The sequence below is a fragment of the Candidatus Nitrosocosmicus franklandus genome, from assembly GCF_900696045.1.
GTDB lineage: Archaea > Thermoproteota > Nitrososphaeria > Nitrososphaerales > Nitrososphaeraceae > Nitrosocosmicus > Nitrosocosmicus franklandus_A.
The window spans coordinates 1,867,421-1,893,635 of the sequence record NZ_LR216287.1 but is presented as its reverse complement, the minus strand read 5'-3'; the positions used below and the strand labels follow the sequence as shown (position 1 = coordinate 1,893,635).

Genomic DNA, 26,215 nt, shown 5'->3' with positions numbered 1-26,215 from the left:
CACTTTGCATATTGATATTTGTAATGCAAATAACAAACCTGATAGAGATATCCATTCTTAACTTTGACCCTTATCACAGTAGTAAAAGATTCAATCTAAATATCCCAATTAATAAGTTGTGGTTCTGACTGGTTATTATTATTATTTTTGTTCATAGTTGATTTATTGTATTTTATAGATATCTGTACCACAAACTATAACTAAGATACAATCATACTCTTTAGAGTATACCAAACTGTGTACACAAATTCAAGAATCAATGTGAAGTGGATTGGACTTTGTTATTCTCAACTCACATTCCGTAATTAAATTTAAATCCATTTCACATTAATTGAAAATAAAAGTGTATGATTAAAGTCCATTTTTTAAAATTGAAATTTATAGTATTAGAGTAATTTCAGAGGATGAGTATTCAGAAACATCAAATCTTTAACGACTGACTGATTCAAGTTGCAACACATCATGACAAAATGGAAAGATGAATTTAGGTGCATCATCCGCGTATATAGTTAAAGACATGAGATTCGATAAATCCTTTCAGGATCTACTAAAGATAACATTGAAATAATTAAAAGATATCTTCTTTTTAAACTCCGATAATCCTGAAATACTTGAATTTGAAGTATAAATATGCATCTGACAAAAATAACGATAAATTTTCAATAAATTAACGTTCAAAAGTACAAGTAAAAATACTTTATTTATTATGACTTTGTCTTATGTGGAAGTCGAGTTCATATTCATCCTTTGCAACATACCTGCACTGTGTGCAGATCATTTTATCTTTGCGACCACGAAGATAATCAGTCAAACGTACTAAAAGCATTGTTATTCCAAACATATTAAATTTTAGGCATGAAGCTATATAACCCTCGGTTTTTATAACCGAAATTTGGTCGTAGTAACAAAAGATACAAAGTAATAAACTAGAAGAGAATCATTAGAGTTGGTTTAAAGCCTATCTCAAAATTATTATCTTGATAATATTACAATATGATAATTATATCGCTTCAAGATATTTCTCAATCTTCTTATATATAGTGCAAATGGTTTTTGTATCTGTTGTGCTATAAATCGATCTTTTCTACTGCACTTTTTTAAGGTAACGTTGTTTGAGTTTAAATCAGAGCTGTGTCAAAAAAACAACTTATTGAGCAAACTTTGCCATACGTAATATACACCAATTAACTCGTTTATTACTTCATATTGCTCTTTTGTGAAATTACATATTGTCAAGGGCTAGGTGGTATCTATTGCCTTCAAAATAACATCTTATTATAATTTCTTAGTTCGAAATAAACATGTATGCATATTCGAAATTGGTAACAGGTGCATCAAGTTAATACATACTTTTCTAACAATGTTATTTTTGAAATAAATACATTATAATCAAACAAATTATTCAGAAATTCGATAAACCTAATATCTCATTTTCCTTATGCAAATTAAAAAAATATTTATTGAAACCCGCGAGTGAAAACATCAAAAGATGAGAAATGCGGTTAGATGAAAAATTTAGAGACGTCTGAAATTACTATAGCAAATAATAAACCTATGCTACAGATTAAAGTGGAAGAGGCAGTGATCAGACTAGTGCCAAAAAATTCAGATTATGGTCTGCATTGCCTGGTTATATATGATAATTTGGCTACTTTTAGAAAATTTTACTCTTGTCATATAAAAAGACAACTAGCGGAAGAAGAAAACGCAAAAAGCATAATTATTATCAATCCTTTTTATGAGACTTAAAGTTCAGTTAAAGAACATCTTTGTAAAAGGTATACCGAAACCGACTTTAAGGAAAATGAAGAAAATCTCCAAACACTGATAGTTAGTGATCCCCTAAAAGAGTATTTTGGGAGAGAGCCTGTGATAGATTCTAGAAGAAAAATAATAGAAAAAGTTGTTAAAATAGGCAAGTATGGTCTCACGGTCATAGCTGATGTAGGTGCTTTTTATTATAAATCACAAAAAGAAAAATTGGTAGAATTAGAAACCTCATCACCCACTCATTTTACTGACCTGGCATACAATGGCATTTGTGGTTATAATCAAACAGATTTTAATCTCTTATCTGAAAAACAGAGAAATGATATAATAAAACATCGTAGTATGGCTATAAAGTTAGAACTACTTCAAAACTAATTATTGTAGTTACATGATCTTCCAATGAGTATCATTCAGATAAATGGTTTTTTATAGTACATTTAACCTTTAACATGGCGCCAGATCAAATTCTCCAAAATGAAAAATACCAAAGATGTTTAGAAGTATAATTTGATTTTGCTGAAAGTTGTGAGTATTGTGCCACCTCCTGACCTTATGGATACCAATATTTCATGAACCAAAGTAGAAGGATTTGCTAGAGAATGAACCTAAAATATATCTACATTTTAATCAATAAGAATCTTAGCAAAGCATTCTTTATCGTCTATTGCTATGCTCACCTTATTCAACAGATATTTATTATATTAACAGTTCTCATAGCCTCAGGGCTTCGAAACCTACCTGACCCGTATGATTTTGGATACAATAAAGATTATGACTGGTCTGAAAGCATATTGTTTTTGAAAGTCAGGTGAATAATAAATATCGCAAGTGATACAGTAAAGACCCACCTTTTTGAAAGATTTTTTAGCATCGATCCTTATATAGATTGAGTTAAGACCCTTTGACAAATTTGACATCTGGTCAATAATTCAGTGGATAGGGGCCACCATTATTTGATCTTGTATAGTTCTCTAATTCTTGTAACAGATTTTCTGAATTCATTATATGATTATAAAAATAACTTTGGCGTTGTAAGATTTTTAGCCCATATTTAAACATGATTCGAGATATATCTTGTTTTTAAACCTGAAATTATAATTTCCATCACACCTCGTGTAATTTCATATAGGTCTTGCATCGCTAATTCCACTGCCTATAATGCAAGACCCATCATCTCCTTCCTTTCCGTCTAACAATTAAGAATTTGTCTTAAGGTGGATACTTGTTTAGTCTCTGAATCTTTCAAATCACAAACTATCTTGTCATTGTCATGGTTATTGTCTGTTAGGATGTCAATGATTTGATTTGCAGAATCAATTGATTTGGTTATTTATAGAAATGATACTTTGAAAAGAGTCTGCACTAATTCTTATAGCTGTTTATTCTCTCCTGAATTCTCGATTTAAAAGGATTAGACTTACTTGATTCTTATTTCTCCAACATATTTCATCAGTATTCAAAAAGGGACCAAATGAAGGATCGAGCAATTAATACATATTAGAAAACGAGTCATGTGTAAGGTTTTGAAGGTCTGAATTTCGTACATGAACTAGTCATATAGAGAGAAGATAGGTATTATATAGTGGATCGAAAAAATGGTCATTAGTAAAGATAGTTCTATAGAAATATGATTGGAAATCCTATTTGCAATTTGGATGATACACTGTATGATTCAGACTTAATTCAGACTCAGTTGCTACTCTATCAGCACCGAGGGTCCAATGAAGAAGCCGTGCACGATCTATTATCATTGTAGACTGTCCAAATTCGATAGGTAAATCAATCGAAGTTCCGTTAATGGGTCTAACATAATATATTAAAGCATTACCACCTTCATCGTAGACCGGACTAAATAATTCGACTAATGCTATATCCTGTTGGCTTTCTGCTAAATGATTATTATCTAAAACAATCAAGACTGCATTAGGTGGGTCTATTGCAAAACTATTTTCTCCATTGGGCCAATTACCAACAAACTTTGAAGTATCTATCGTCTCTATAATCCTACATGGTCGATCCGAATACGATATGGTCTTGTCTGCCACTTGATTTAGTTCAAGTGAATACGTAGTATCATTAATTTGGGTAAGCGAACCAGATTGAGAGGATTGAATAAACTGAAAACTAGCTTCCGATAGTGTCATATTTTCTTCTAGAGTATTTACTTGTCCACGTAATGTAGAAAAAGAAGGTACGGATACAAAAACTAAAGTAGACAATAGAAAAACAAAAGCCGTCAAAAGCAGATTCATTACTATGCGTATATGCATATTTTTGTTGTAAAAAGAATTGTTAATAAGATTTTCACCTTTTGATCACAATCTTTTGACATAATCATGTCTAAATAGGACCTCGTGTATAAATAGACAAAAAAAGATAATTAGATAAGCTTTTTGTTGAGCCTATTGTCACTCTAGCAGAAAAAGGCAGTTTGATTGCTAGCGACTTGTTTTATTTTAATAGAAGATTCGATTACTGAACAATACTATGTTATAAGGAGAAAATAGAGGCTATTAATGTTATTACTCTATAAATTTGTTGAAGGTGATTCAATAAATTAATTCATTCCATAAAGTCCGCTATTAGAAGATGGAAGGCTAACACTCTTTAATGCTTTATTTTTTCACCAAAATTTCTATGTGTTCCGGTATAAAGAAAATTATAGCATGTTACCTAAAGAAATCTACATAATCTTTTGCAAATTCCTCAAAAGTCCTTGCACTCTTCCCAGTTATGTTTTCAACGATTGAAGTGACATGTGAGGCATGTCCTTCCCTAAAGTATCCATTTAGCTCTAATAATGCGTTTATAAGCCAATCATTCATGTCAGCTTCTTTCATTCCGGACCGAGCATCTTCCTCTGATATGTTGACATATTCAATCTTTCTATTAGTAGCATTAGACAGTAGTTCTGCCATCTTATTATATGACAAAGCTTTTGGTCCAGTTATTGTAAATGCCTTGTTACTGACATTCGCTAGATCTTTTTCAGTTAGTGCTTTTACTGCAACAGCTGCAATATCACGAACATCAACTACACTTACCTCTGCGTTTTTCATCGGCAAGTAGAAAGAATTAGTATTCTTAATTGTAGGACCGTGAAAAGTTACAAAATTCTGCATAAATTCATTTGGTCGTAGGAATGTATACTCAATCCCTGATTCCTCTACAAGTTTTTCTGCTTCACGGTGAAGTCGAATCAATTCCACTTTTGGATCATCATCGTCAGCCCCCATAACTGATTGTTTCACTATATGTTTGACTCCCACTTTCTTTGCTTCATTGATAATATTGAACTCTTGTTCAACAGTATTAGGAGAAGGATGGGTTAGAAGAAAAAGTCTATCAACTCCACGAAAAGCATTATTCAAAGTATCGGGCTTGTTATAGTCAATTTGAACTAGATTCACACGTGGAATGTCTATCTCTTTTGCTTTATCAATTGAATGAACTGCTGCTCTAATTAAATAGTTAGTTGAATTATTGGATAATTGTTTTACAACTTCGCTTCCTAATGTTCCAGTAGCACCGATTACGAGAATCGTTTCGGTCATACCTAATTATTTAAAACATATTATTTATAACTGAGTTGATTCTGTCCTCTAATCCATCGCTATCCAAAACTTTACTCCAAGGAATCGTCTCTACATTCTTTCACTAGGTATTCTGGTGCTGCCTTGTTTATGTTCATGTTTTCTACTACAATAAGTGTAATAGTACATGTTCATCAACAACAGCATGTAGAAGTGACAAAAGAGGAGGAGGAGGAGGAGGAAAATGCTACATCTTCTCTCTTTGAGCCAAGGTTCCTAGCTATTCAATCTGCTCAATCTGGGTAGCTGTCGGAATTCAATGGACAGCTCAACCCGCTATGCAGGTAGTGAGATCTGGTTTGGCTGCTGCAGCCTACAGAGATAATATATATATGCGTTAGGAGGCCAACACGAAGGTCTTTAGGCTTTAAATGAAAACGAAATATCAATTCCTAACGTAGGTAACTCTAGAGATCAATGATAAAGTATATCCATTGTATGTTTGTTTATTAAGGATATAATGAACAAGTTTTTCACATCAAATATAAAGAGCAAGATCATTATTAATTCAAACTATATCGATTTTTTCTTTATTAGAAATTCATAACAGAGCAATTAAGAGATCATCATCAAGTTACAACCATCTTTCCTACCATTTCATGGTGTAGCTTACAGTGATACTCATATGTTTCAACATTCTCAAAAGTATATTCGATCAGAATCGAACTCTGTTAAGCTAACCTGTTAATACAGATTGGCTAATATGGAACAAATCATTCTGTTAATAATGTTTTTTAAATTCTATTTGAATCCAACTATGGTATTGGTAGCACACAGAACAAGGTTTTAAATTTTACCGAAATGTTTGGTTCTAGTATCTTGGTTATCAAATTTGTTTTACATTATTATTGTTTCAAAAAAAGGATGGTAATTGACGTCTAAGATAACTAATCATATACTATCGAGTAGATAATTATCTCTACTCTCTTAAAGATTAGTCACATACTTTTTCAAAGTGTTTCGTAAATAAGCCCTTTAGCTCAACACAATTATCCTGTTCGGATTCTGTGTCTTCTGATTGCGGATCATCGGGAGTCTGACTTCCGCTCTCATCGGTTCGAGGTTCGCCTTCTGTTTCAGGACTATTAGTTGATTGTGACTTATCTTCGACGTATATTCCTCCGTTATTTGTGGGTTGCCATACGTTGGGATTTGATTGTGACTTATCTTCGACGTATATTCCTCCGTTATTTGTGTTCTCCCATCCGTTGGTATTTGCTGTCCTTGGTGGTAATGGTCCATATATACCTGCACAGATCTGGTTGTAACTACTTTCGGCATTTCCCAACTCAGATGCTTCAGACTGAGTTAGTGAACCATTAGCTTTTTTAGCTCTTAAATTCATTATCTTATCGTATGTATTTGAACAACCTTGTCCCAATGTGGTACCGTCAAATACAGGCTTCGCCATTACCATTTCAGATAACGGTATCATTGTGACCATCGAGAAACCCAGGAGTAATCCTGCCAAAATTTTTATTTCTTTACTATTTAGATTCTTATTTGATTTATACATCAATTTTACATTCTACTAAAATTATATAGTATTTGCTCACCAAATCTCATACTCTTATAATCTTAAAATCTTGCAATATTAGAGTTAGATCTTAAACTATTTATTTAGGAACACTCTACCCCAGAACTTGATATGGATTATGACCTTTGATCTCTATTTTCGAAATGTGACTTATATATCGAAGTAAGGGATTAAGAGAAACCTCGGACCCTTTTAAAAGGGTTAACGAAGAAGGTATCGAAATATGTATGGTATCCCTTTTACATGATGATCTGGTAAATTTGTTCCCGAATGAATTTACTTACAGATTTTCTGAGACTACTGAAGAATGTCCTTTATAATTCTCTAATCCATTGCTATGATGCCCCTGATATGTTTTTATTGCAAGGCCATACAATTATTTCTAGAAATACCCAATCTAATCTTCTCCGACGAAATACTCACATTTTCTATTTTTAATATAATAACCAACAAGAAAAAGTCATTGAAAGCGCCTATTGATCTTTATGCAATCATATAAAATAAAGGAACATCTACTTATATCTTGATTGTTTGATTTACCAGAATTTTTTGATATTTCAAAACTCCCCTGTAGCTATCTAGATCTACACTGCCTTACAATTCAAGATCTAAACTTTGGGTAAGGAATACTTGTATTCGTTTTATTTTAATATGTTACCGCATTTCGGATTTTTAATGAATTTTCTGAATTACCAGTTTCTTAGTACCCTCATCATTAGAGGAGAAATGTATTTTTGCATCCACCCCTTCGGTGTGTTATTAGTCTTTAACAAAAAAACCATTATTCGATTTCTTATTCTTTTTTATACGTCCAATATATTTTGAAACAAGTTGAAATTCTTCTTTGAATCCGGTATAGTTCCAATAATACTTGTTGACAAGAGTGGAAATAACAAACCAAATAACACTATTGACGACAATAGCAAACAAGAATCCATAATAAAAAGCCATAATTGTTCCAGTTATTGTGCCTCCTATAAGATAAGGCATCTGACGCTTTAATACTGATTTTAATAAACTATCCAAAATGACCTACTTATTTCTTATTGTTAACATAGTTTATAGGCAAGTATAATTTGATTTGATTTTAACTTATGTCATCACTCACATTATAGAACAATAAAGGGGTTAATTTATTATAGCACATTTAGATTATTTGGTGCTACACCCATCTAACAAAAATACAAATCGGATATATATGATAATTATGACACAAGATAAATTAATAGAACATTATATTATCATATTGTTATTTTATTATGGCATAGTTTAAATTTACCCATCATAAAAATATGAATTTTTCTAAATTATAACATCATATGAAACTTAATAACAAAACAACAAGAAAAATGTTTGTATATACAACTACATTAGTTATGATCACAGGGCTATTGTCAATACCTATTCCTGGAAGTAACGCGTTACTGAATGACAATTCGATCAGTCCAAACATTAAAGAAAAGGTTTTTGAAAAGAAAGAACAGATTAAAGACAAGATTCAAGAATTTAGAGAGATTGTACTTAGCGCATGCTGTCCACTCTGTGGATGTTAATACGCAACTAAAGAAAAAAAACACGCAGATAAAATCAACAAATGATAATACTCTTTTTTTTAGTTTAGAACTGTCTATTGATTAAATACCAGCTTCATTTTTGAGCATAACATTAAGATAATAAATTAATAGTATCCAATCGTAATAGTATTTTTTGCATAATTGAAATATACGTCTTTTATAAATGGTGGAAAAAAAGCCATTGTTCTTTTATCATAATCCATTTAAAATTCATACTATCTTTAGCTGAATACTAACTGACTTCTAAAACTCCTTAGTTTACTCTAATTTTGATATGCGATACGATTATCTAGATAAACTTTTATGATCATATCTTATATACTATGAATAAATTTAGAGTAGTTAGCAATACTACTATAGCAACAGCTTTTTTGGTTCCTATACTGTTGACAAGCACCTTAACAATTGGAAGCAACAGCAATATTTTTCAGTATGCTGTAGCTCAAGGATCCGAAGCCGCTGATAGTTTCTCTGCAACCGGCTATACAGGCCAAATACTTACATTACCACCAAGTATAACACAAGTCCAAACATCACAAAATGAATCATCTCTTGGACCCTCAGTAGGTTCGGTAATTGGAGGTAATTGGAGCTTTACTGTTGCAGATGGACAGTTACAGAACTTTACATGGCATGCAACATCCTATACACTGGGTGGAAATGTAGATGGTACTTTTGCTATCAATGGAATTGATGATGCTGCTCCTTTGGATACTTCTGGTAGTGATGTAATACAGTTAGATGGTAATAATACATCCTTCACAGGAACTGCAGATATAGAAATTAATGGTGAAACAGCATTTTCCGATGTTCCAGTTACACTATACATATTTAATGGGAATATTGCAAGTTTAACATTAAGTCACGAAGAAACAGAAGGCATATTCACTGTTCCCTTATATGGCATTGTAACTTCATTAACTCAATAAGAGGGCCAAAAGATAACAAGAATACAAAAAGCCAGTATTCAAAATCCTATTTTATTTTACTTTCTATTAATGATAATAATCAAATATCTCCCCAGTAGGTATTTTGTAAACCGTCATGTATGGTTTTTTTGCTATTGTGCAGAAATTCAGTAGATGTTAAGTTTATCTTGGAAATTTATTAAATAGACATCTATTTGAAAATATTTCATTGATTAAAACTGACAAAGTAATTAAAATTAATTCTACATCTTACCTAGATAGCATGGTTATTAACAATATATTACTATTTTCTTGAAATAAGAAAGTAGGAAAATCGCTTCAAGATAAATTGAGTGATCGCGTCTGGTTTAAACTAAAAATGAATATGTGGTGTTTAATAAGGACTTGACCTCTACTGCCTTGAGTTAGATTACATCAACCAACGTGTGTTAAATAGTTTGTTAAATTAATATATAAAATGTCAACCGATCCATCAAAAGACCCCATCCCATACAGAAAAGATCTAAGAAGATGGGTTTAGAAGATCAAAATTCAAGTAATGATGACCAAAATGAGCCAAGTAGCTACAAAGATTAGGACGAACCATCATACAGTAATTAATCAAACTGAATAACATCGAGGTATTCTCAATCAACCTTTGGGCTACCAGGATATTTTTTAAAATTCTTGTATAAATCGACTTTAATTTTAGATATTTTTGATTTACCAATAAACATATTACACAACAAAATACCAAGTTTTTGAAATCATCTATAGAAGAGAAGTTTTCTGAGCATTCGTATTACAATATGTTTCTAAGTTATTAGAATTAATTGAATCTAGACCATCTAATTTTATATCAGTCATTTCAATAAGATGTGGATTTTGATTTATCAAAATATCACCGTCGAAAAAAAAGAACCAGGTTGAGTTAGGAAGTAATATTTTGTGATGACGATTTAATATCTTATGACAATAATAGATTTAGTAAAATATGAGAAAAAGAAAACTCGGATTCTGGAACCCTATCCTATCCTCTAGTAAACTACATGATAATTTAAATATTACAACCACCTGACCCTAATCCGTCTGTTTAATATATATGACAATCAATATGAGGTTGCAATTATTCGTAATTTATTTTCCTATATATAGCATGTTAATCTATAAATAATATGGGTTTAAATAATGAAATTACTTCTGTACCTGATTCAGAAATTATTCCTTCTCAAGGCAATAACAATAAACAACATGAATTAATTACAGTTAAGAGTCATTCTAATTTAACAAACGAATCAACTGTTCCTTCTTTTAAAAAGTTATTAGTTACTTATGATGGAACTGAGAAATCTGATAAGGCAATTAACTATTCTATCTATTTATCCAGTATTACCAAAGCAGAAATTGTTATTTTGCAGGTATTAGAAAATATCGACAAATTAGAAAATTCATCTATAGATATATCAAATAAAATAGAGAAGGAAAGCGAATCCGAAGTAGAAAAAACAACAAATTCTAAACTGGCTAACGATTTCATCACAGGTAATTCGAACTATTCAGTAAACGTAGAAGGTAGTATTATAGAGTCGATGGAAAATAAAATTAGAGAAATTGAAAACTCTGGTTTTAAAAATAAATTATCTTATAAAATTAGAACTGGATTCATAGTAGATGAAATTGTAAAGGAAACACACGAATCAAATTACGACTTACTCATAATTTCTTCATCTCATATGGATTCTTGGATAAAATCTATATTTAGTGAAACAAGGAAGATAATTAGTAAGGTTGAATTACCTGTCCTGTTATTGCATTAGTTCTTTTGTAAGGTATCAAACATATATTTTCATTTATTGAGTAGTCGAAATTGTAAAAATAAGCGGGCCTTCAAATTGCTATTGTAGAACTACTCTTCAAAGTTTAATATTATCATGAGCAAAATTAACAGAATTAAAAAACTTTTGTGTTTCCAATCTACACCATAACTTTATTATTAAACAAAAAGGGCTGTCCATTATTAACAAGGTACCCGATTCTTTCCGAATACTTGCTTAACCAGCTTTAACAATAATTTTACAGACATTGTATTGATTGAAACAAAATAATATGCCAAAATCATAACTAAGATCAGAATCCATGAAAAAGGACCAATATCGTCCTGAAGCCCACCGAGCCAATTTGACGTCTTTTTGTTTTCTAAGACACAAGTAGCGATAAAGATCATTAGACGTTCATATATCGGAAAAAAGGCATTAGTGGATGAACATGCAGAGATAAACAAATTCATGGTTTAAAAATCACTATGTATTCTGGTTATTATCGGAATGGTTTGTAAAGGGTTATGTACTAGATTTAAAGTCATGTGAAAGGGCGTATTGAGGTAGATACGTAAAAGGACAAAAACGGTGTTAACGTTGTGAAATTTACATTGCTAGGTATGTATCAGTATTTTGTCCCTGCTGTGGCACGAGATTACGATATAATCCCAGAAATGGTAAATTAAAACGAAAATTTCATCAAGGTAAAAATGATAAAGAATAGGTCGAAATGTTAGTAATTAAGTCTCCATATTCAGAATATCAAAACCATTCAAAAACCTGTTTCTTTGGTATTAGAATCCAATTAAGTCCGACTATAGAAATATAAATCGATTTTTAATCATCTATTGAGAAAGAATAGCGTATTATTTCCTTTCAATGGAATTAACTAGCTAATAATTACGCAAAAATCTCCAACTACCATTTTGAAAGGCCTCTATATATCGTACCCCTTCGGCATTGCTTTTAATCCGGGTAGTGCCATTCTTAGGGTTTTGAGTTTGGTTTCTCTTGCTGATTACTTCTATTAATTTTCTCATATAATCAAGTATATTTCTTAGTATAAGAACATTGAGGTCCTTTCAATAATATAAGATTACTATTTTTTGGTATAATTACTTGCGATTATTTCATCAAAACAAACGAATTATCATAAATTTGAAGTCTGTAAAAACAACTAGCATCATCTTTAAGAAGAGTTAGATTGGAATTGCGACTTTTACGATTTTGAAGGTATTTTTGTATCTAGCTAACTTAAATAATTACAAACAATCACTTTGATTGTTGAGTTCAAATGACAATGTTGAGTCAAGACAAGTAAATCACGTAATCTCCAGATCAGTTGAAGATATTGTTACTGGAATTACTACCACTATACCCTTTTATCCAGATGGTAGTGTTAAGGAAATATTTAAGACAAATAAAAAGATTGATTTTGAAGCTCATATTTATGAATAACATTTACGGATTCAAGAAATTGTCACTTTATTTTGGTGCTTTTTATGCTACTTGATGTTTCTTTACCTTTATCGTCAAGTCTCCAATACTAACCTGCGACTACACAGTTTTGAATTGCACAATTTTAAGCAATCTATGGTCATTGAGATCGTTTTGTTGTCATCAAAAAAATCATAATTCATAATAGAGATCTGGGCGAAGATTAGCTTCTTTTTGTAATAAATATTAGGTGCGTCATCAGACCATATCATTATTTTATTTACCATAAAATAGTAAATATATATTCACCTAGTCTCGTTGCTATACGGTATGACATAATCTGATCTAGCAGTTAAGATGCTTTTTACTTAAAATTAAACAAACTCACTCCAATCCAGATCGCTTATTTTATTGTTATCATTAACTTGCATTACTATTGATTTTGAAATATCAAAATTTTGTTTATAATCTCCAAAACTACTCCTGCCGTATCCGTATTTCCATCTTGAATACCTCTAAATTATTATCAGACAAACTAATTTGCTTGTTAAAAAGAGTTAGGAAATGTATCCGAATCGGCCTCGTTGGTAGTTTTGTTCCCCACCACCCAAGTTACCCAAAAACTAGATTTTTTGATAGCAAATGTATATTATTTCTTGCCAATTGATCCTTTTCAGCGTCTTTTGATTGTATTTCTAACTTCATTTACACTAATTTATCGTACAATATGAGAGGTTATATGACTACAAAGCATTTCATAGCTTGGTCATCTATCTTACTGACTGCAACAACATTAGAAAGCGAAAGGATAGTCATCAGTAGACCATTGGTATATTTTTTGTTTTGCAAATATGATATCTACATTTAAAATATCAAAGGAGGTGATGTCACATTTAGCGAATCATAAGCGGTGTATCGAATTAACACTAAAATCAACAAAATCCACTATATCTACCCTTAATTTACTATATACTCACCATTACAAAGTAAAAAGTAAAACCAAGATTAACAATCAAAAACTAACTGAGTATCACACCATTTGGAGAATATAGAAGTTAATAAGGAGTTTAGCGCTTTAAGAAATAATATGCCTATGTTGATGTTAAAATGCAAAACTTGCGGTATAATTTTTGATGCAAAATACATATCTGATATGGATGAATTTAGGTCTAAACCCGAAAATGAATCAAATTTGATCTTTAATTGCTCCAGAAGTCACTCAAACCAATATTTGATGGATGATTTTATAGATTTGTCCTAAAAATTAATTAGGTGCTTAACTTGTGATCGGGATCTAACATAATTCAAAATGATGACTCTATTTGACTATTCAATTAATTATCGCCCATTTCATTGGAATAAAGATGGTTTCAATGAGATATCATAGTTAATCTGAATCTTAATTTATCAAACAACAAGACGATATTATTAATATAATATTAAATGTATAAGTGTATGATTATCATTGGTAGATCTTGTATATGGATTGGGTATAACCGACATTCTTAGGGATTTTCCTGCTCATTTTCGTATGTTAACCAAATATGTATCCATCAAGCTTTTTAAATCCAAACCGTTCATCTATGGTTCTGCTGACATTATCAATGTATGCAATCTTCATTGTTCTCATTGTTATTGGTGGAAAACTAGGAGAAACGAAAAAGACGAACTAAGTGTAGAAGATTGGAGAACAATAATCAAAAATACGTTTAAGAAGCATCATGTATACGTTGTTACTCTTGTCGGCGGAGAACCGTTGTTAAGAGAAGATGTTATCAGAACTTTCTGCGATGAGATGCCTAGGCGTGTATGTGTGGTTACAAATGGAACATACCCATTACCGCGACTCAAGAATCTTTACTTTTATTGGGTTTCTCTGGACGGAACTCAACAAATACACGATAGCATTAGAGGAAAGGGATCATATGAAAAAACAAAGAAGAACATATTAAATTATGTAAAAGGACCAGATAGAAATGGTAAACCCGCCTGGAAGGATATTTGGATTACTATGACTATTAATTCATTTAACTACAAGACGATTGAGGATTTAGTATCAGAATGGAAAGGAGTGATAAATAAGATTGGTTTTCAATTCCACACACCTTTTGGAGATAATGATCCCTTGTGGCTACCGTATGGTGAAATCAGGAATCAGGTTGTAGACACTTTGATACAATTACAGAAGAAGTATCCTGATTTCATAATGAATACACAAAGGCAACTTGAGCTCATGAAAGGATCGTGGGGTGGTGTTAGCAATACGCCAATTGATTGCCCTTCTTGGGCTATTCTGTCTCTGGATCATAAAGGCCAAACTAAACATCCATGTTGTATAGGCAGTTCTGATCCTAACGCAATAAAACCCATTTGCGAAAAGTGTGGTATTGGATGTTATTCTATACTGGTTGCACAGGGATTGAACAATAAGTAGATATCAATGAAAATTTTCTAACCGAACGACAATCTATTCATCAAGATTCTCTTCTCTCATTTGATCTTCCATATAGAATAATTATTTGATTAGCAATTCCATTAAGATTTTGGTTTCCAATGTATGTGATTTCATATTGTAAGATCTATTCTTTATTTGTTATCATAACACATCTCTTACAATTCATTATACTAGCTGTGAATGAGTGTTGTGCATTGGGCCAATAATTCAGTTCCAATAGATCATTACGATACACTTTAACTGACAACAGGGTGATTGAGAGTTGAAGAGAGATTTCAAATATTATGTGAAGAATATTTACAATCTATGACCATAGTTTAGATAATTTGGTTTCTTCATTTATGGACTGGACTGTAAAGATGTGATATTTTAAGCAAGATTTTGCACAAGGATATGGTGGAAAGAAATTCGAAATTTATTGGAAGAATTCTCATGGTTGTCTTCCAGACTTAATCAAAAGAGTAATAAGAACTGGTTTCAAGTTTCTTTATTATATAAGAATCGATCTTGTAGATGGGCAGTGCCCATCTCTGTAATAAATCTTTATTCTAAAGCAAAATATCTAAAATGATTTCATTAATTTAGTAAAATTGTGAAACAAGGTATATATGAATAAATTTATCAAGTTGATATAGGACGTAATTGTACAAACTGTAATCATACGCCATAACTTTACGATATGATCATGATATGCAAAGGTATTAGGCAGAAATTAGAAGGACCGTTTCGTTCTATTTTTGTTGGGATAGATGAGTTCTAAAAACCTTCATCTACTTTAAATAGGTGTCCATATTACTAATGATAATAACAAAATGAATATAGGAAAATGGGTAAATAATATATGCAATAAAATAAAGAAAAATAACACAATCTCATCCTCCAGAGAAGGAGAGCCAGATAAGTCGATAAGCGGGTAATAGAAACTAGGCAAACAATAAGAAATTGACCATATCAAATAGCTAATGTGAATTTGAACGGAATCGTTTATTTGACTTATGTATTGGAGTTTTTAGAATTACAAATATTGGTGTCGATGAATACAGTTTAAGACTATTGCGAATTGGGTTTTTTAGGTTCTAGTGTTCTCTATGATTTACACTTACCTTAATCTTTATTAGATACTAATACTATCTTTATTTACCATAGTTTTAAAGGATTACATTACTGTTCAACGATTAATAACGTTTTATTACTTCTTCTCGATGCTTTCTTCTCATTTCTATGCTCCGAAATGACCTACTTCTTAGTTTGTATTTGCAACATGGACAATAGGCATCATGATCCCAATTAATGAATATCTCACATGTACTACATCTTTTTTGACCATCCTTGTATCGCGATGGAATATTTTGATTTCTCTTCGCTTTATACCTTACACATATTCCATTGCAACTCATAATAATCTAAAACTATGGAATAAACTTGTAATGGAAATAAATGTCTTCTTAATTTAACAACAAACCCAAAACAAAGGAAATATCAAGATTCCTTTTCGTTATCGATGTGGATAGATTGTCCTTAGACAAAGTTCAAAAAGAATCAAGACCTGTAATGTATTAGTACAAATCCCATAGTTTTTTGTTTGCTTGAATAATCTTTTAACTTTTCTCCTTCTTCCATTTCTGTGTAACTGATTTACTACTACCGGATTTTTCCTTTTTCATCATAGATACCACATATGAGGTTAACACTCTTCAGACTTCCAAAGTTTCTCTGTATGGAGAACATATTGCTTAAATGATCTTGTGTGTGGTTATATCGCCTTTTTTTGCTCATATTTGCATCTAGTAACACCGAAATGGAATAAATAAAATAATTACTAGTCTAGATGGCTCTTTAAGAATCATATCGGCAAACGATGAATCCGAAATGAGTCAAGCAGAGAGATGGTTAGGATGAAGACTATTTTTCTTTTGTTGCAGGTTGCTGATTGTTGTATTAAATCAAATTATCTGACTTTTTTACTTTAAAGGTTTAGAAATATTCCAAGTCGAATGGAGGTGAAAAAATATTTGTTTGCGACACATAGTTAGCAAAATCACTTATCATAAATTGATGAAGGTTTTTCAGAACCATTGATATTACATCATGTAGTCATATAGGGGTTTAAATTTTCCTTTCTATCATATTTGTATACCGAATATCATGCACAGATCTTACATACCTATTTTTTAGGTAATTATTTGATGATATTGATGATAATGTGTCCTATTAAATAAATTCGAAAACATAAGATGGAATGTTGTGAGGATATTCATGGTACAAGTCTTTTTTTGTGAACTTGAAATCATGGAAAGTGTCATATTCTCCTAGTTTATGCCATTAACTTCTTCTTTTGATCCAAATAGTCTCTTATTATTGATGAATACATATTTATGCAGAGGTAACTCTACAATTATAAATTTGCGAAAAATTGAGGATATGATTTAATGGTAATATAATATATAGTTATTACCAATGTCTAGAACATAACTTTAGGATAACATCTTGACTTCGAAAAAACAGTTATACTATGACTAATCACAAATTATAATCTGTTTCTACATATTTTGATACACGTCCGCAACTAGGACAAATTTTAAGATTTTAAAAATTTTGAGAAATTACGTCCACCTGGTTGATACATGTTTGATATATGATCAAAATTGCATAGTTTGTATTTTATTCGAAGAACCACATCATAGTACATCAGTTCATCGTACTTTAGTTTTTTATGGGCAATCTCGTAACTATCGTCCTCGATATGTGAGAAATCAGTATATTACTATCATAACTTAAAATTGCCTTTGAAATGAAAATATATCGATAGTTCATTTCTATATAGAGATATTAATAAGAAAACATGAAAGCTGTTGGATTTATGAGATAACTTGATTGATTAAAATTTCCCATATACCACTGAATTCGAAGCCAACCAGGCCCGTTTGATATCCCAAGCTGTCTGTTGGACTTCAAGGCACTTATAACTTGCAACAAAAAAAAGACAATAATTAATGTCACGATGGTTTTAACAATAGCCTTGAAGATAACAAAGAGGTTGGGAGAAGAATGGATAAAAACGGAAATCTCATTGACTTTACATACCGTTTTAAGTGTTATCATTTTATCGATATTTCAAATTTTGATATAGATGACGAGATTAAATGTAGATATTAAATACCGATGAATATCTAGAGATTAACAATAAAAGATATTCATATAGCAGATGAGATCATCATCTTATCTAAGGAGGAAAGTGCAACAATGAATGAATGAATGAATAGCAATGGTTCATCAAAGAAAACGCGCTATGCAAAAGATACTGAAAGTATGCCAAGATGGATTCCTGAAGTTGCGCCTTGTTCAATTGTTTTGGCAAGATATCCAAAAAATAATAAATACCGGCAATCAGCTTAGAATTTAGGAAAGGTAGTAACAATTCACATTTACTTATATGTGTGATACATCCTATACTAATTGTTGCTGTAATGTCTCACGAATTATATAATGTTGATAAATTTACACTAAAAATTCTGATGGTTTCAACCGAGTTTCCACCCATTCCAGGTGGAGTTGGAAGATATACCAAGAATCTCGCAAATGGATTAAAAAGACTAGGAATTAAAGTTTCTGTTCTATGTAACGAGAAAGGGGAAGGGGATTACACAGGTATTGATCCAGAAAATGAGAATAATTCGAAGGTAATATTAGATGTGATTGATAAATACGATCCCGATCTTGCACATATTCAATTAGAACATGGTCTTTATGGATTAAAAATGAACTCAATTAATCCAAAGAAATTAAGGACTAATATTGATAAGTTCTACGAAGAATGCAAGATACCTATAATAACGACATTTCATTCTGCATATCCCCTCCGTCAATGGATGGAGTTATCAAGATATCCAAATCTTCAGAATAAAAACATGATTACTTTTTCGATTAATCTGACTAAACAGATATCCGGCTACTGGGAACGATTAATTAACTACCATTCGTTTAATTTAGCAAATAGAAAAAAAATGCAATTGAGCCATGCCAACATAGCTTTTTCTCACTATTTAGCCAAATTAATTTCAGAAAATGAGAATACGATCAGTGATCAAAAATTATTGCGTAAGTTTTCCGTGATATACCATGGAGCAGAACCAAGTGTGAACAAACAGGTAAGGAAAAGGGAAGCAAGAGAAGTATTTTCCTTACCACTGAATCGCAAAATAGCCCTCTTTTTTGGATTCATGACGCATACCAAAGGTTGGGACATTTTAAATCATTTAGACATACCGAATGATTGGATTATAGTAGTTAATCAATCCAAGAATTTATTTAATTTAGCAAAGCCATTACCAATCAATGGCCAAGATCAACCAAAAACACTCTGTAACACGGAAATTAGAAACGGAAAGATGAGCAAAATTATCAATTTAAATCGAGGATTTCTAACAGATAATGAACTTTCATTTCTATTCTATGCATCTGATATAATCGTTCTCCCTTATACCGTAACTTCAGGTTCAGGTGTAATGTTTGATGCCCTTGCACACGGATTACCCTTCATTGCAACTGATTTAGGTTTCTTTAAGGAATTTGCAGATCAAGGATTAGGAATAGTGGCAAAAAGAAGACCTAAAGAATTTACCAAAGCAATAAAGAAAGTAGAATCAGAATACTTACAATACACTCAAAGAATTGAAAGATTCAATACTGAATTAACATGGGATAATGTTGCGTTACAACATTTTGAACTCTATAGCAATGTGTTAGGCAAAAACAACAGAATTAAAAACTCTCCATATCCATACGCAAGTCCTTAATTTAATAGAACTCGTTAAAATTGAAGCACAAGGTTTGCAGTTTTGTCTTTAACATTATGTTCAATCAAGTTATACTTGGTTAATAATGTTCCTAATTCAACTACTATAAATAAATTTATACTAAATTTTAGGATATCAGAAGTTTCAATTCGTTATTGTTTGAAAATTTGAGATGTATTGGGTCTAATACAGGAATTGAGAATTGTATTCAGGAAAACTAAGAGACATTAATCCAAATACCCAATATCCAATCAAATAAGGCTGAATTGGATATATAATCCCAAATTTCTAATAACTATATGTATCCACATGCAGGAAATTTTACCCTTATCGTCAGAGTTGTAAGAATACATTTAATCATGAAACTTGGATTATTCATCCACTGAAGGGACAGTTCATTATCTCATTGTAGTCTACAAATTTGTTAGAGTTCCAAATCACTGGTCCCGTTATTCACTTGTTCAAATATTTCTGAATCATATACAACAACAGGAGAAAGGAAATTATAGACGCCTGACAAGCTAATCACAACAATCAAAAACATTGACATCAAAGTAACCAATTAGATCAATAGACAAATAGTAAAGGAATTTGATGGATACCTAAAAACTATTGATACTCCTGAAAACCATCAAAACGGATTATCAAAAGTGTTGATAAGATATGAAGTACGTTTACGAAAAAGGACAACATTCTATCAAATCCACAGCAAGCGACAACTATTAGATTACGCAGATTCTAAAAGAAATACAGAAAAGTCAATCCTGATAAAAAATGAATTGGTCATTATTCTTGCTATGCTCTTGCTAAATATATGATGGTTCCCTAAGACATCAAGATATAGTGGAATAATTGAATAGGTAACTTTACCTATGCCAATTTCGACATAAAGGACAATCAATATAAATACACCTGTCAAATACTGATGATATTACAAATTGATATTGAGGTGGGCATAAGCATTAGATGTACTAAATTTAACCCGAGAAACTCTTCAATCTTGAAGCTTATTAAAGTAACACAAAAACATAGCAAGACCTGGATATCAACTTTACATATATTCAGTTTGTAACCTTATCTGCTTTTCACTCATTTTTTTGATTCTAGAATTTTAAGAATGTTCTCCACTTTCTCCTCTAAATTGGACACACGTGATTCAAGGTCTTTTATAGTAGTCAGATTTACAGAATTAGTTAACGAAGGTACTAGTTCATTCAGCTTCTGTTGTATTTCTCTTATAGCCACATTATTTTCTGTTTTATCATTTAATATTGCTGAGCCAGAGGAACGTGGCTCGATGTCTACTAAATTATTCATACAATGGTTAATAGCAAGAACTATTTAAGGCTATTATAAAAAAATAAATTCTCAATTCTTTCAAATGTTGATTTATCTGTTAACACAAATCATATGATACAAAACGATTCAAATGGTATGAAACGATGATCACCTAAAGTGTGAACAAATTACATCTCTTACATGTAATTTATTTGGCCGGTTAGAACATCTCCATTAGCTATACAGATCAATGTGGTGTTCGATTATATCTAAAAGTATAAAGAAAGGCAATTGATCCCATATACATCAAAGATTAGAAGCCCACCTGGCCAGTTTGATTTGAATAATAAGCATGATTTCTACTTCCGATATCAAATTACTTCAAATAGAGAAACACCAGTCAACATAAAACAATACTTACAAAATATAGGTTATTTTATAACTCCTTGTATACATTACATTAAAATAAAAAGAGTATTGTAAAATTTACCAAGGTATAGTTATCCTGCTACTTAATTATCTTCAGAAAGATAATTTTGAGATAGACTATCCGCTTATCCAAACGTTTTAACATATTCCCCATCCTATATTGCATCCTGATTTTTGGATCTGCTCGTTTTGTTCTTGAGGTCCATCAGTTATAACATGCCCTGGAACGTTACTTTGTTCATATGGTTTATCTTCAAGAGCATTTTCTTCTCTTGTTGGAACTTTTGGAGCAACAGGTACTTCACGAGGTAATGGACCAAATATCCCAGCACATAAACTCTTATAATTGGCTTCTGCATTTCCTAAATCACTTGCATCTTTTTGGTTTAAATTATCCCCTTGGGCTGCTTTTTTAGCTCTCAGTTTCATAACATCATCCCAAAGAGATGAACATCCTTTCCCTAATGTGCTTCCGCCAAAATTGGGTTTCGCTAACACAGTATCAGATATAGGTATCATTAATACTAGAGTAAAACCAAATAATAACGTAGTTAATAAGAGAATTGATTTTGATTTATTATGTTGAATTTTCAAATTCTTCTTCTCCCAACTACTTTATTTAATAGCTACTGTTAGTAAATATCCCAATCGCAAACCATTATCTATGATATATGGATCTATAGTTTTTATAAAGTCAGTTCTAAGTGACTCTGGTTCACGAACATCAGATATACTATTCAGGACTTCAATTGCTTTTATCAAGGGTCCGTATTTTGTACTCATAAACTTCCAATAGTGATTTGAACTAAGTATAGGAAAGATTGTTGTACCTCTTTCGAATGATAGTTCTCTAACCCCTGATAGACGATCTGTTACTACATCTGGATCTCCCCAAAGCATAGGAGAGGGAGGGGCATTCGAGTTTACTGGCATGTGTTTTCTGATTACTTTGAATATCGACCCTATAGCAAGCTCTGGCGGCCAAGTTGCAAATCCTATCCTACCGCCTTTCTTTGTGACTCTTATTAATTCTTTAGTAGTAAGGTCGGGGTCGATTGCAAACATATGTCCAAATGTGGACAAAACAACGTCAAATGATTCATCTTCAAATGGTAAGGCTTGTGTATCCCCTTCTCTCCAATCTATCCCACTAATTTGAGCAATTCTTTCTTCTTCCCTTGCAAGATTCAAAAGTTCGAAAGTGATATCAATACCAGTTACGTTAGCACCGCATCTTTGAGCGGTAATGGCAGTATTACCATTCCCGCATGCCACATCCAAAACAGATTCTCCAGGTTGAATATTTAGTAGTTTGACTAGATGTGAAGAAATTTGTAGAAGCATTGTAGACACACTCTGGTAATCTCCTGGTGTCCACACATTTGCAATTCTTGTTTTTTCCTGTGTATTACTGGATTTTATATCCATTGTTTTGCTTGACTGGTTTTGTATTTCCATATAAATGATATCACGATATCATTTATATAATGCTCCCTACTCATTAGATTGATGCCTCATAATTTAGTCATCCGCGGCTTTGATGACAATACGCACTCTGAATTAAGAGATTTATCTAAGCAAAAAGGGGTTTCAATTAACTCGATTATAAAGGATGCAGTAGACCAGTGGTTAAAACAGCAAAAAGAGATACCTAAACGTCATCACCTTCTTCTATACGATAATGCAGATACCATAAGGCATTTGATTAAATCCTTAGATTATCTAACAAAAGAACAAAATTGGTTTAGATGTTTTGTCCCTTCTTCCGATCCTTCCATTACAGAATTATTGAGAAAAATGGAATGGTTTGATGGCACAACTCAACTATATGATACTAAACAAAAAGATGTAAAAAAATACATCTTCAAAATACTACAGAATGTATCTCAAAATGCGAACAACAAACAATTATGTCTAGTTGATTTTCTCATCAATGATATAGCAAACTACTCAGTTAGAGAAGCAAGTTATCTTGAAAAAGAGTATGATAAAAATAGACTACAAGGTTTAGTATTTTGTGCTTATGAAATGGGAAATCTCACTAAAATGCCCATAATTGATATGCTAGAAATGTTTAATGTACACGATCAAGTTTTTGTTTTAACTAATGACCAGATATACAAATTGCATTTGACCAAAGAAAATATTCATAAATTAATCTTAAGTTAAGAATATATTGTTGAATGAAGACATATGTGTAAAGAATCAACCTTTGTATAACATATAGGAGGTAGCTACAACATCAAGTTCATTTAATTAGTAATAGAAAAATATGAATGTTGTACACCATTGAATTTCTTTGTTTAGTTATCTATTAGGTCGGACTCGGAAAATATTTATTACTTGACCCGCCAATCCTGTTTTCTTTTGTAAACAATAGTGATCTTGACGTTCCTCTAATAGTAGACTGTTTTGAAAATTAGTTGAATAACAAATATCACAAGTGATACAATAAAGCCTACTTTTTTCCATGATTCTTTAATACCTAATATGATAGAGCTTGAATTAATCTTTTTATGATAAAACTGGCATCTTGTCAATGTTTTGCGATTGGAAAACTACTGTTTGATCTCTTGGTAGTATCTAGCCTTTGGAAAACAATCGGATAATATCTAAACTTAAAAAAGCCGATGTGGGGTTTGAACCGGAGATCCTATCAAATTTAGGTTATACAACGTACATCATTTGAATATAATAAGCTACATGCAGGTCGTTTATATATCCCGTCGAGTAAGTGTGATGATGTATAACATTATACAGATGAGAAAAGATCATCTTTTCATTATAGGATTTGTATCGGTCTTAATCTTCTTGACCTCGACAATTTACAACTTTGGTCACAATAGTGTCACTAATATTGGGTATGGACAGATAGGTTCCGACCTAGTCAATTCGACAAATGCTACTGTTACGAATTTGGTAAACTTAGAGGATATCCCGTTAGAAAAAGTTCAAGTAGGAGATATTGAAATTGCATACAAGGTGTTTGGTAATGGAGAGCCTCTAATACTTCACAATGGTGCTTCGGATGGTATGGACGCATGGGATCCATCCCTTTTAACCAAACTAGCTTCAAATAACACAGTAATTGTGTTTGATGGCCGCGGTATAGGAAATACTACAGGAGGTACCGAACCATATTCCATACAGTTACTTGCTAACGATACTGCAGGTTTAATGGATGCTCTTGAAATACAACAGGCAAGCATTCTTGGATTTTCTTTGAGTACGTTCGTAGTCCAACAATTTGCAATTTCGTATCCCGAAAAGGTTAGTAGCTTTATACTTATTGCTGGGTCCTGTGGCGGTAAAGATACTGTACCACGTCCAGCATGGTTTGACGACTTGCAAGCAGGTGTTGTAAACAAATCTCTAAATAACATACCGATCTCTCAGGAGGAAATGAAAGCACTTGTGAATGCATCAGTAGGACCAGGATGGCTAAAACTACATCCCGGATCTTTAGATCTTCCATCAAATATGACATTTCAACAAATGAAGCCCAGTCTTTCTCCTGAAACAATGAACAATCAGATGAACGCTGGACAGACTTGGATGACTTCTGATTGGACTGGTGCCTGTGACGGTCTTGCAGAAGTAGCCAAACCCCTGTTGGTTATAACGGGAACAGACGATAACCTATATGTGCCACATGATAATTCTTTAGTTATTGCAAGCAAAGTTCCGGGTGCATGGCTTGTACAGATTAAAGATGCTGGCCATGCGGTTCCAGATCAGTATCCCGATGAAGTGGGTAACGTAATAAACACATTTTTGTCGACTATGAAAATATAAGTAGGTATGAAAAAGGAATCCATATTAATTGATTTTGTACCTAAAATGGAGAATCAAGTTCAAATCCTTTTTTAACTATGGAATTGAAATACTTACTGTAGGATTTGAACAAAGCTAGTAAATATTATCTCAATATTATTTTGAAATTATACATGTATATCCAGATTTTTATTCGACCAGACCCAATTGACAGATTTGAATTTTATCTGTTTCCTGTTGATACTCATTTAGGAATAATAAAAATACCAACAGATGAGATAACCGATGATTTTGGAATGAATATTACTGAAGCTGTGCTCACATGGATGGATAGAAATCAAGTTCTAAACAGTTTACAAAAAGCATTTTCCCAAATATTTAAAAATTATGGGAAACCAAGGGAATCAGAAATAAGACCTGTGGCTTATACAACTGCATAAGCATGGTCTCAAATAAGGAAGCATATCAAGAAATTAAATTATAGTAAATTTCCTTATTCTCTTTAACAAAATTCATTCTTAGGATTTGTTTGAAGATAAACCGTATCCACAGTGAAGTATAACTGAAGATACGTCTTATTTATAAACCTGAAATTAAAGTGGTAATCAAATCTCCGATAATTTCATAGGGGTCTTGCATCAATGGTGCCATGGAATTAGAGATGCAAGACCTGACCTTTCTAACAATTCAATATTTCTTCGATATTAGATGTACATCCATTGTCCGTCTATCAAATTGAAAACTACTTTGTAGTTATCGCGATTCTTGTCTGTTATAACGTCTAATTTGATTTGCATAGTCAATCAGGTTATTTAAATGCAATTCCAAATTTATAGCCGGTTTGAGA

19 protein-coding genes are annotated in these 26,215 nt (G+C 31.9%); 12 read left to right on the top strand and 7 right to left on the bottom strand.

Annotated features, from left to right (window positions below):
• The first annotated feature begins 1,869 nt into the window (after positions 1-1,869).
• Positions 1,870-2,145: a hypothetical protein gene (locus NFRAN_RS08895; protein ID WP_134484658.1), complete on the top strand. Its 276-nt coding sequence runs from the start codon at positions 1,870-1,872 to the stop codon at positions 2,143-2,145.
• Positions 2,146-3,410: 1,265 nt separating this feature from the next.
• On the opposite strand, the gene NFRAN_RS08890 is transcribed toward NFRAN_RS08895, so the two are convergent.
• Together NFRAN_RS08890 and NFRAN_RS08885 are read right to left on the bottom strand one after the other, a co-directional pair.
• Complete coding sequence (locus tag NFRAN_RS08890) at positions 3,411-4,040, bottom strand: hypothetical protein (protein ID WP_145988061.1); 630 nt, start codon at positions 4,038-4,040, stop codon at positions 3,411-3,413.
• A gap of 399 nt (positions 4,041-4,439) precedes the next feature.
• On the bottom strand, positions 4,440-5,324 hold the full coding sequence (locus NFRAN_RS08885; protein ID WP_134484656.1) for an SDR family oxidoreductase: 885 nt from the start codon (positions 5,322-5,324) through the stop codon (positions 4,440-4,442).
• Between the two features lie 135 nt (positions 5,325-5,459).
• Here NFRAN_RS08885 and NFRAN_RS13855 point away from each other — a divergent pair, with 135 nt between their 5' ends.
• A complete protein-coding gene (locus NFRAN_RS13855; RefSeq protein WP_172602237.1) occupies positions 5,460-5,609 on the top strand; it encodes a hypothetical protein in 150 nt (49 codons plus the stop codon).
• 688 nt (positions 5,610-6,297) lie between these two features.
• Here NFRAN_RS13855 and NFRAN_RS08880 read toward each other — a convergent pair.
• Positions 6,298-6,879: a hypothetical protein gene (locus tag NFRAN_RS08880; RefSeq protein ID WP_134484655.1), complete on the bottom strand. Its 582-nt coding sequence runs from the start codon at positions 6,877-6,879 to the stop codon at positions 6,298-6,300.
• Between the two features lie 780 nt (positions 6,880-7,659).
• A complete protein-coding gene (locus NFRAN_RS08875) occupies positions 7,660-7,926 on the bottom strand; it encodes a hypothetical protein (protein WP_134484654.1) in 267 nt (88 codons plus the stop codon).
• 293 nt (positions 7,927-8,219) lie between these two features.
• Between NFRAN_RS08875 and NFRAN_RS08870 the strand changes: the two genes are divergently transcribed.
• The 7 genes from NFRAN_RS08870 (at position 8,220) to NFRAN_RS08840 (ending at position 19,887) form a co-directional block, all read left to right on the top strand.
• Complete coding sequence (locus NFRAN_RS08870) at positions 8,220-8,453, top strand: hypothetical protein (protein WP_134484653.1); 234 nt, start codon at positions 8,220-8,222, stop codon at positions 8,451-8,453.
• A gap of 344 nt (positions 8,454-8,797) precedes the next feature.
• Positions 8,798-9,403, top strand: a complete 606-nt coding sequence (locus NFRAN_RS08865; protein WP_134484652.1) for a hypothetical protein — start codon at positions 8,798-8,800, stop codon at positions 9,401-9,403.
• Positions 9,404-10,557: 1,154 nt separating this feature from the next.
• On the top strand, positions 10,558-11,199 hold the full coding sequence (locus NFRAN_RS08860; RefSeq protein WP_134484651.1) for a universal stress protein: 642 nt from the start codon (positions 10,558-10,560) through the stop codon (positions 11,197-11,199).
• 1,284 nt (positions 11,200-12,483) lie between these two features.
• Positions 12,484-12,657, top strand: coding sequence for a hypothetical protein (locus tag NFRAN_RS13850; protein ID WP_172602236.1), 174 nt, complete (start codon positions 12,484-12,486; stop codon positions 12,655-12,657).
• 1,444 nt (positions 12,658-14,101) lie between these two features.
• Positions 14,102-15,070 carry a radical SAM protein gene (locus NFRAN_RS08850; protein WP_197731165.1) on the top strand — a complete coding sequence of 323 codons (969 nt, stop codon included), beginning with the start codon at positions 14,102-14,104 and terminating at the stop codon, positions 15,068-15,070.
• A 3,276-nt stretch (positions 15,071-18,346) separates the two neighbouring features.
• Positions 18,347-18,487: a hypothetical protein gene (locus NFRAN_RS13845; protein WP_172602235.1), complete on the top strand. Its 141-nt coding sequence runs from the start codon at positions 18,347-18,349 to the stop codon at positions 18,485-18,487.
• Positions 18,488-18,558: 71 nt separating this feature from the next.
• Positions 18,559-19,887, top strand: a complete 1,329-nt coding sequence (locus NFRAN_RS08840) for a glycosyltransferase (RefSeq protein ID WP_134484649.1) — start codon at positions 18,559-18,561, stop codon at positions 19,885-19,887.
• 1,089 nt (positions 19,888-20,976) lie between these two features.
• Here NFRAN_RS08840 and NFRAN_RS08835 read toward each other — a convergent pair.
• The 3 genes from NFRAN_RS08835 to NFRAN_RS08825 all read right to left on the bottom strand — a co-directional run bounded on the left by NFRAN_RS08835 (position 20,977) and on the right by NFRAN_RS08825 (position 23,052).
• The gene (locus NFRAN_RS08835; protein ID WP_134484648.1) at positions 20,977-21,204 is read right to left on the bottom strand and encodes a hypothetical protein; all 228 of its coding nucleotides are present in this window, start codon (positions 21,202-21,204) and stop codon (positions 20,977-20,979) included.
• Positions 21,205-21,732: 528 nt separating this feature from the next.
• Positions 21,733-22,188, bottom strand: a complete 456-nt coding sequence (locus NFRAN_RS08830) for a hypothetical protein (RefSeq protein WP_134484647.1) — start codon at positions 22,186-22,188, stop codon at positions 21,733-21,735.
• Between the two features lie 21 nt (positions 22,189-22,209).
• On the bottom strand, positions 22,210-23,052 hold the full coding sequence (locus tag NFRAN_RS08825; protein ID WP_134484646.1) for a class I SAM-dependent methyltransferase: 843 nt from the start codon (positions 23,050-23,052) through the stop codon (positions 22,210-22,212).
• Positions 23,053-23,103: 51 nt separating this feature from the next.
• Between NFRAN_RS08825 and NFRAN_RS08820 the strand changes: the two genes are divergently transcribed.
• The 3 genes from NFRAN_RS08820 (at position 23,104) to NFRAN_RS08810 (ending at position 25,808) form a co-directional block, all read left to right on the top strand.
• Entirely contained in the window at positions 23,104-23,763 is a 660-nt protein-coding gene (locus NFRAN_RS08820; RefSeq protein WP_134484645.1) for a hypothetical protein, read from the top strand.
• Positions 23,764-24,405: 642 nt separating this feature from the next.
• A complete protein-coding gene (locus tag NFRAN_RS08815) occupies positions 24,406-25,389 on the top strand; it encodes an alpha/beta fold hydrolase (RefSeq protein WP_172602234.1) in 984 nt (327 codons plus the stop codon).
• A gap of 104 nt (positions 25,390-25,493) precedes the next feature.
• Positions 25,494-25,808 (top strand): hypothetical protein, encoded by a 315-nt coding sequence (locus NFRAN_RS08810; RefSeq protein WP_134484643.1) that lies wholly within the window; start codon positions 25,494-25,496, stop codon positions 25,806-25,808.
• Positions 25,809-26,215: the final 407 nt, after the last annotated feature.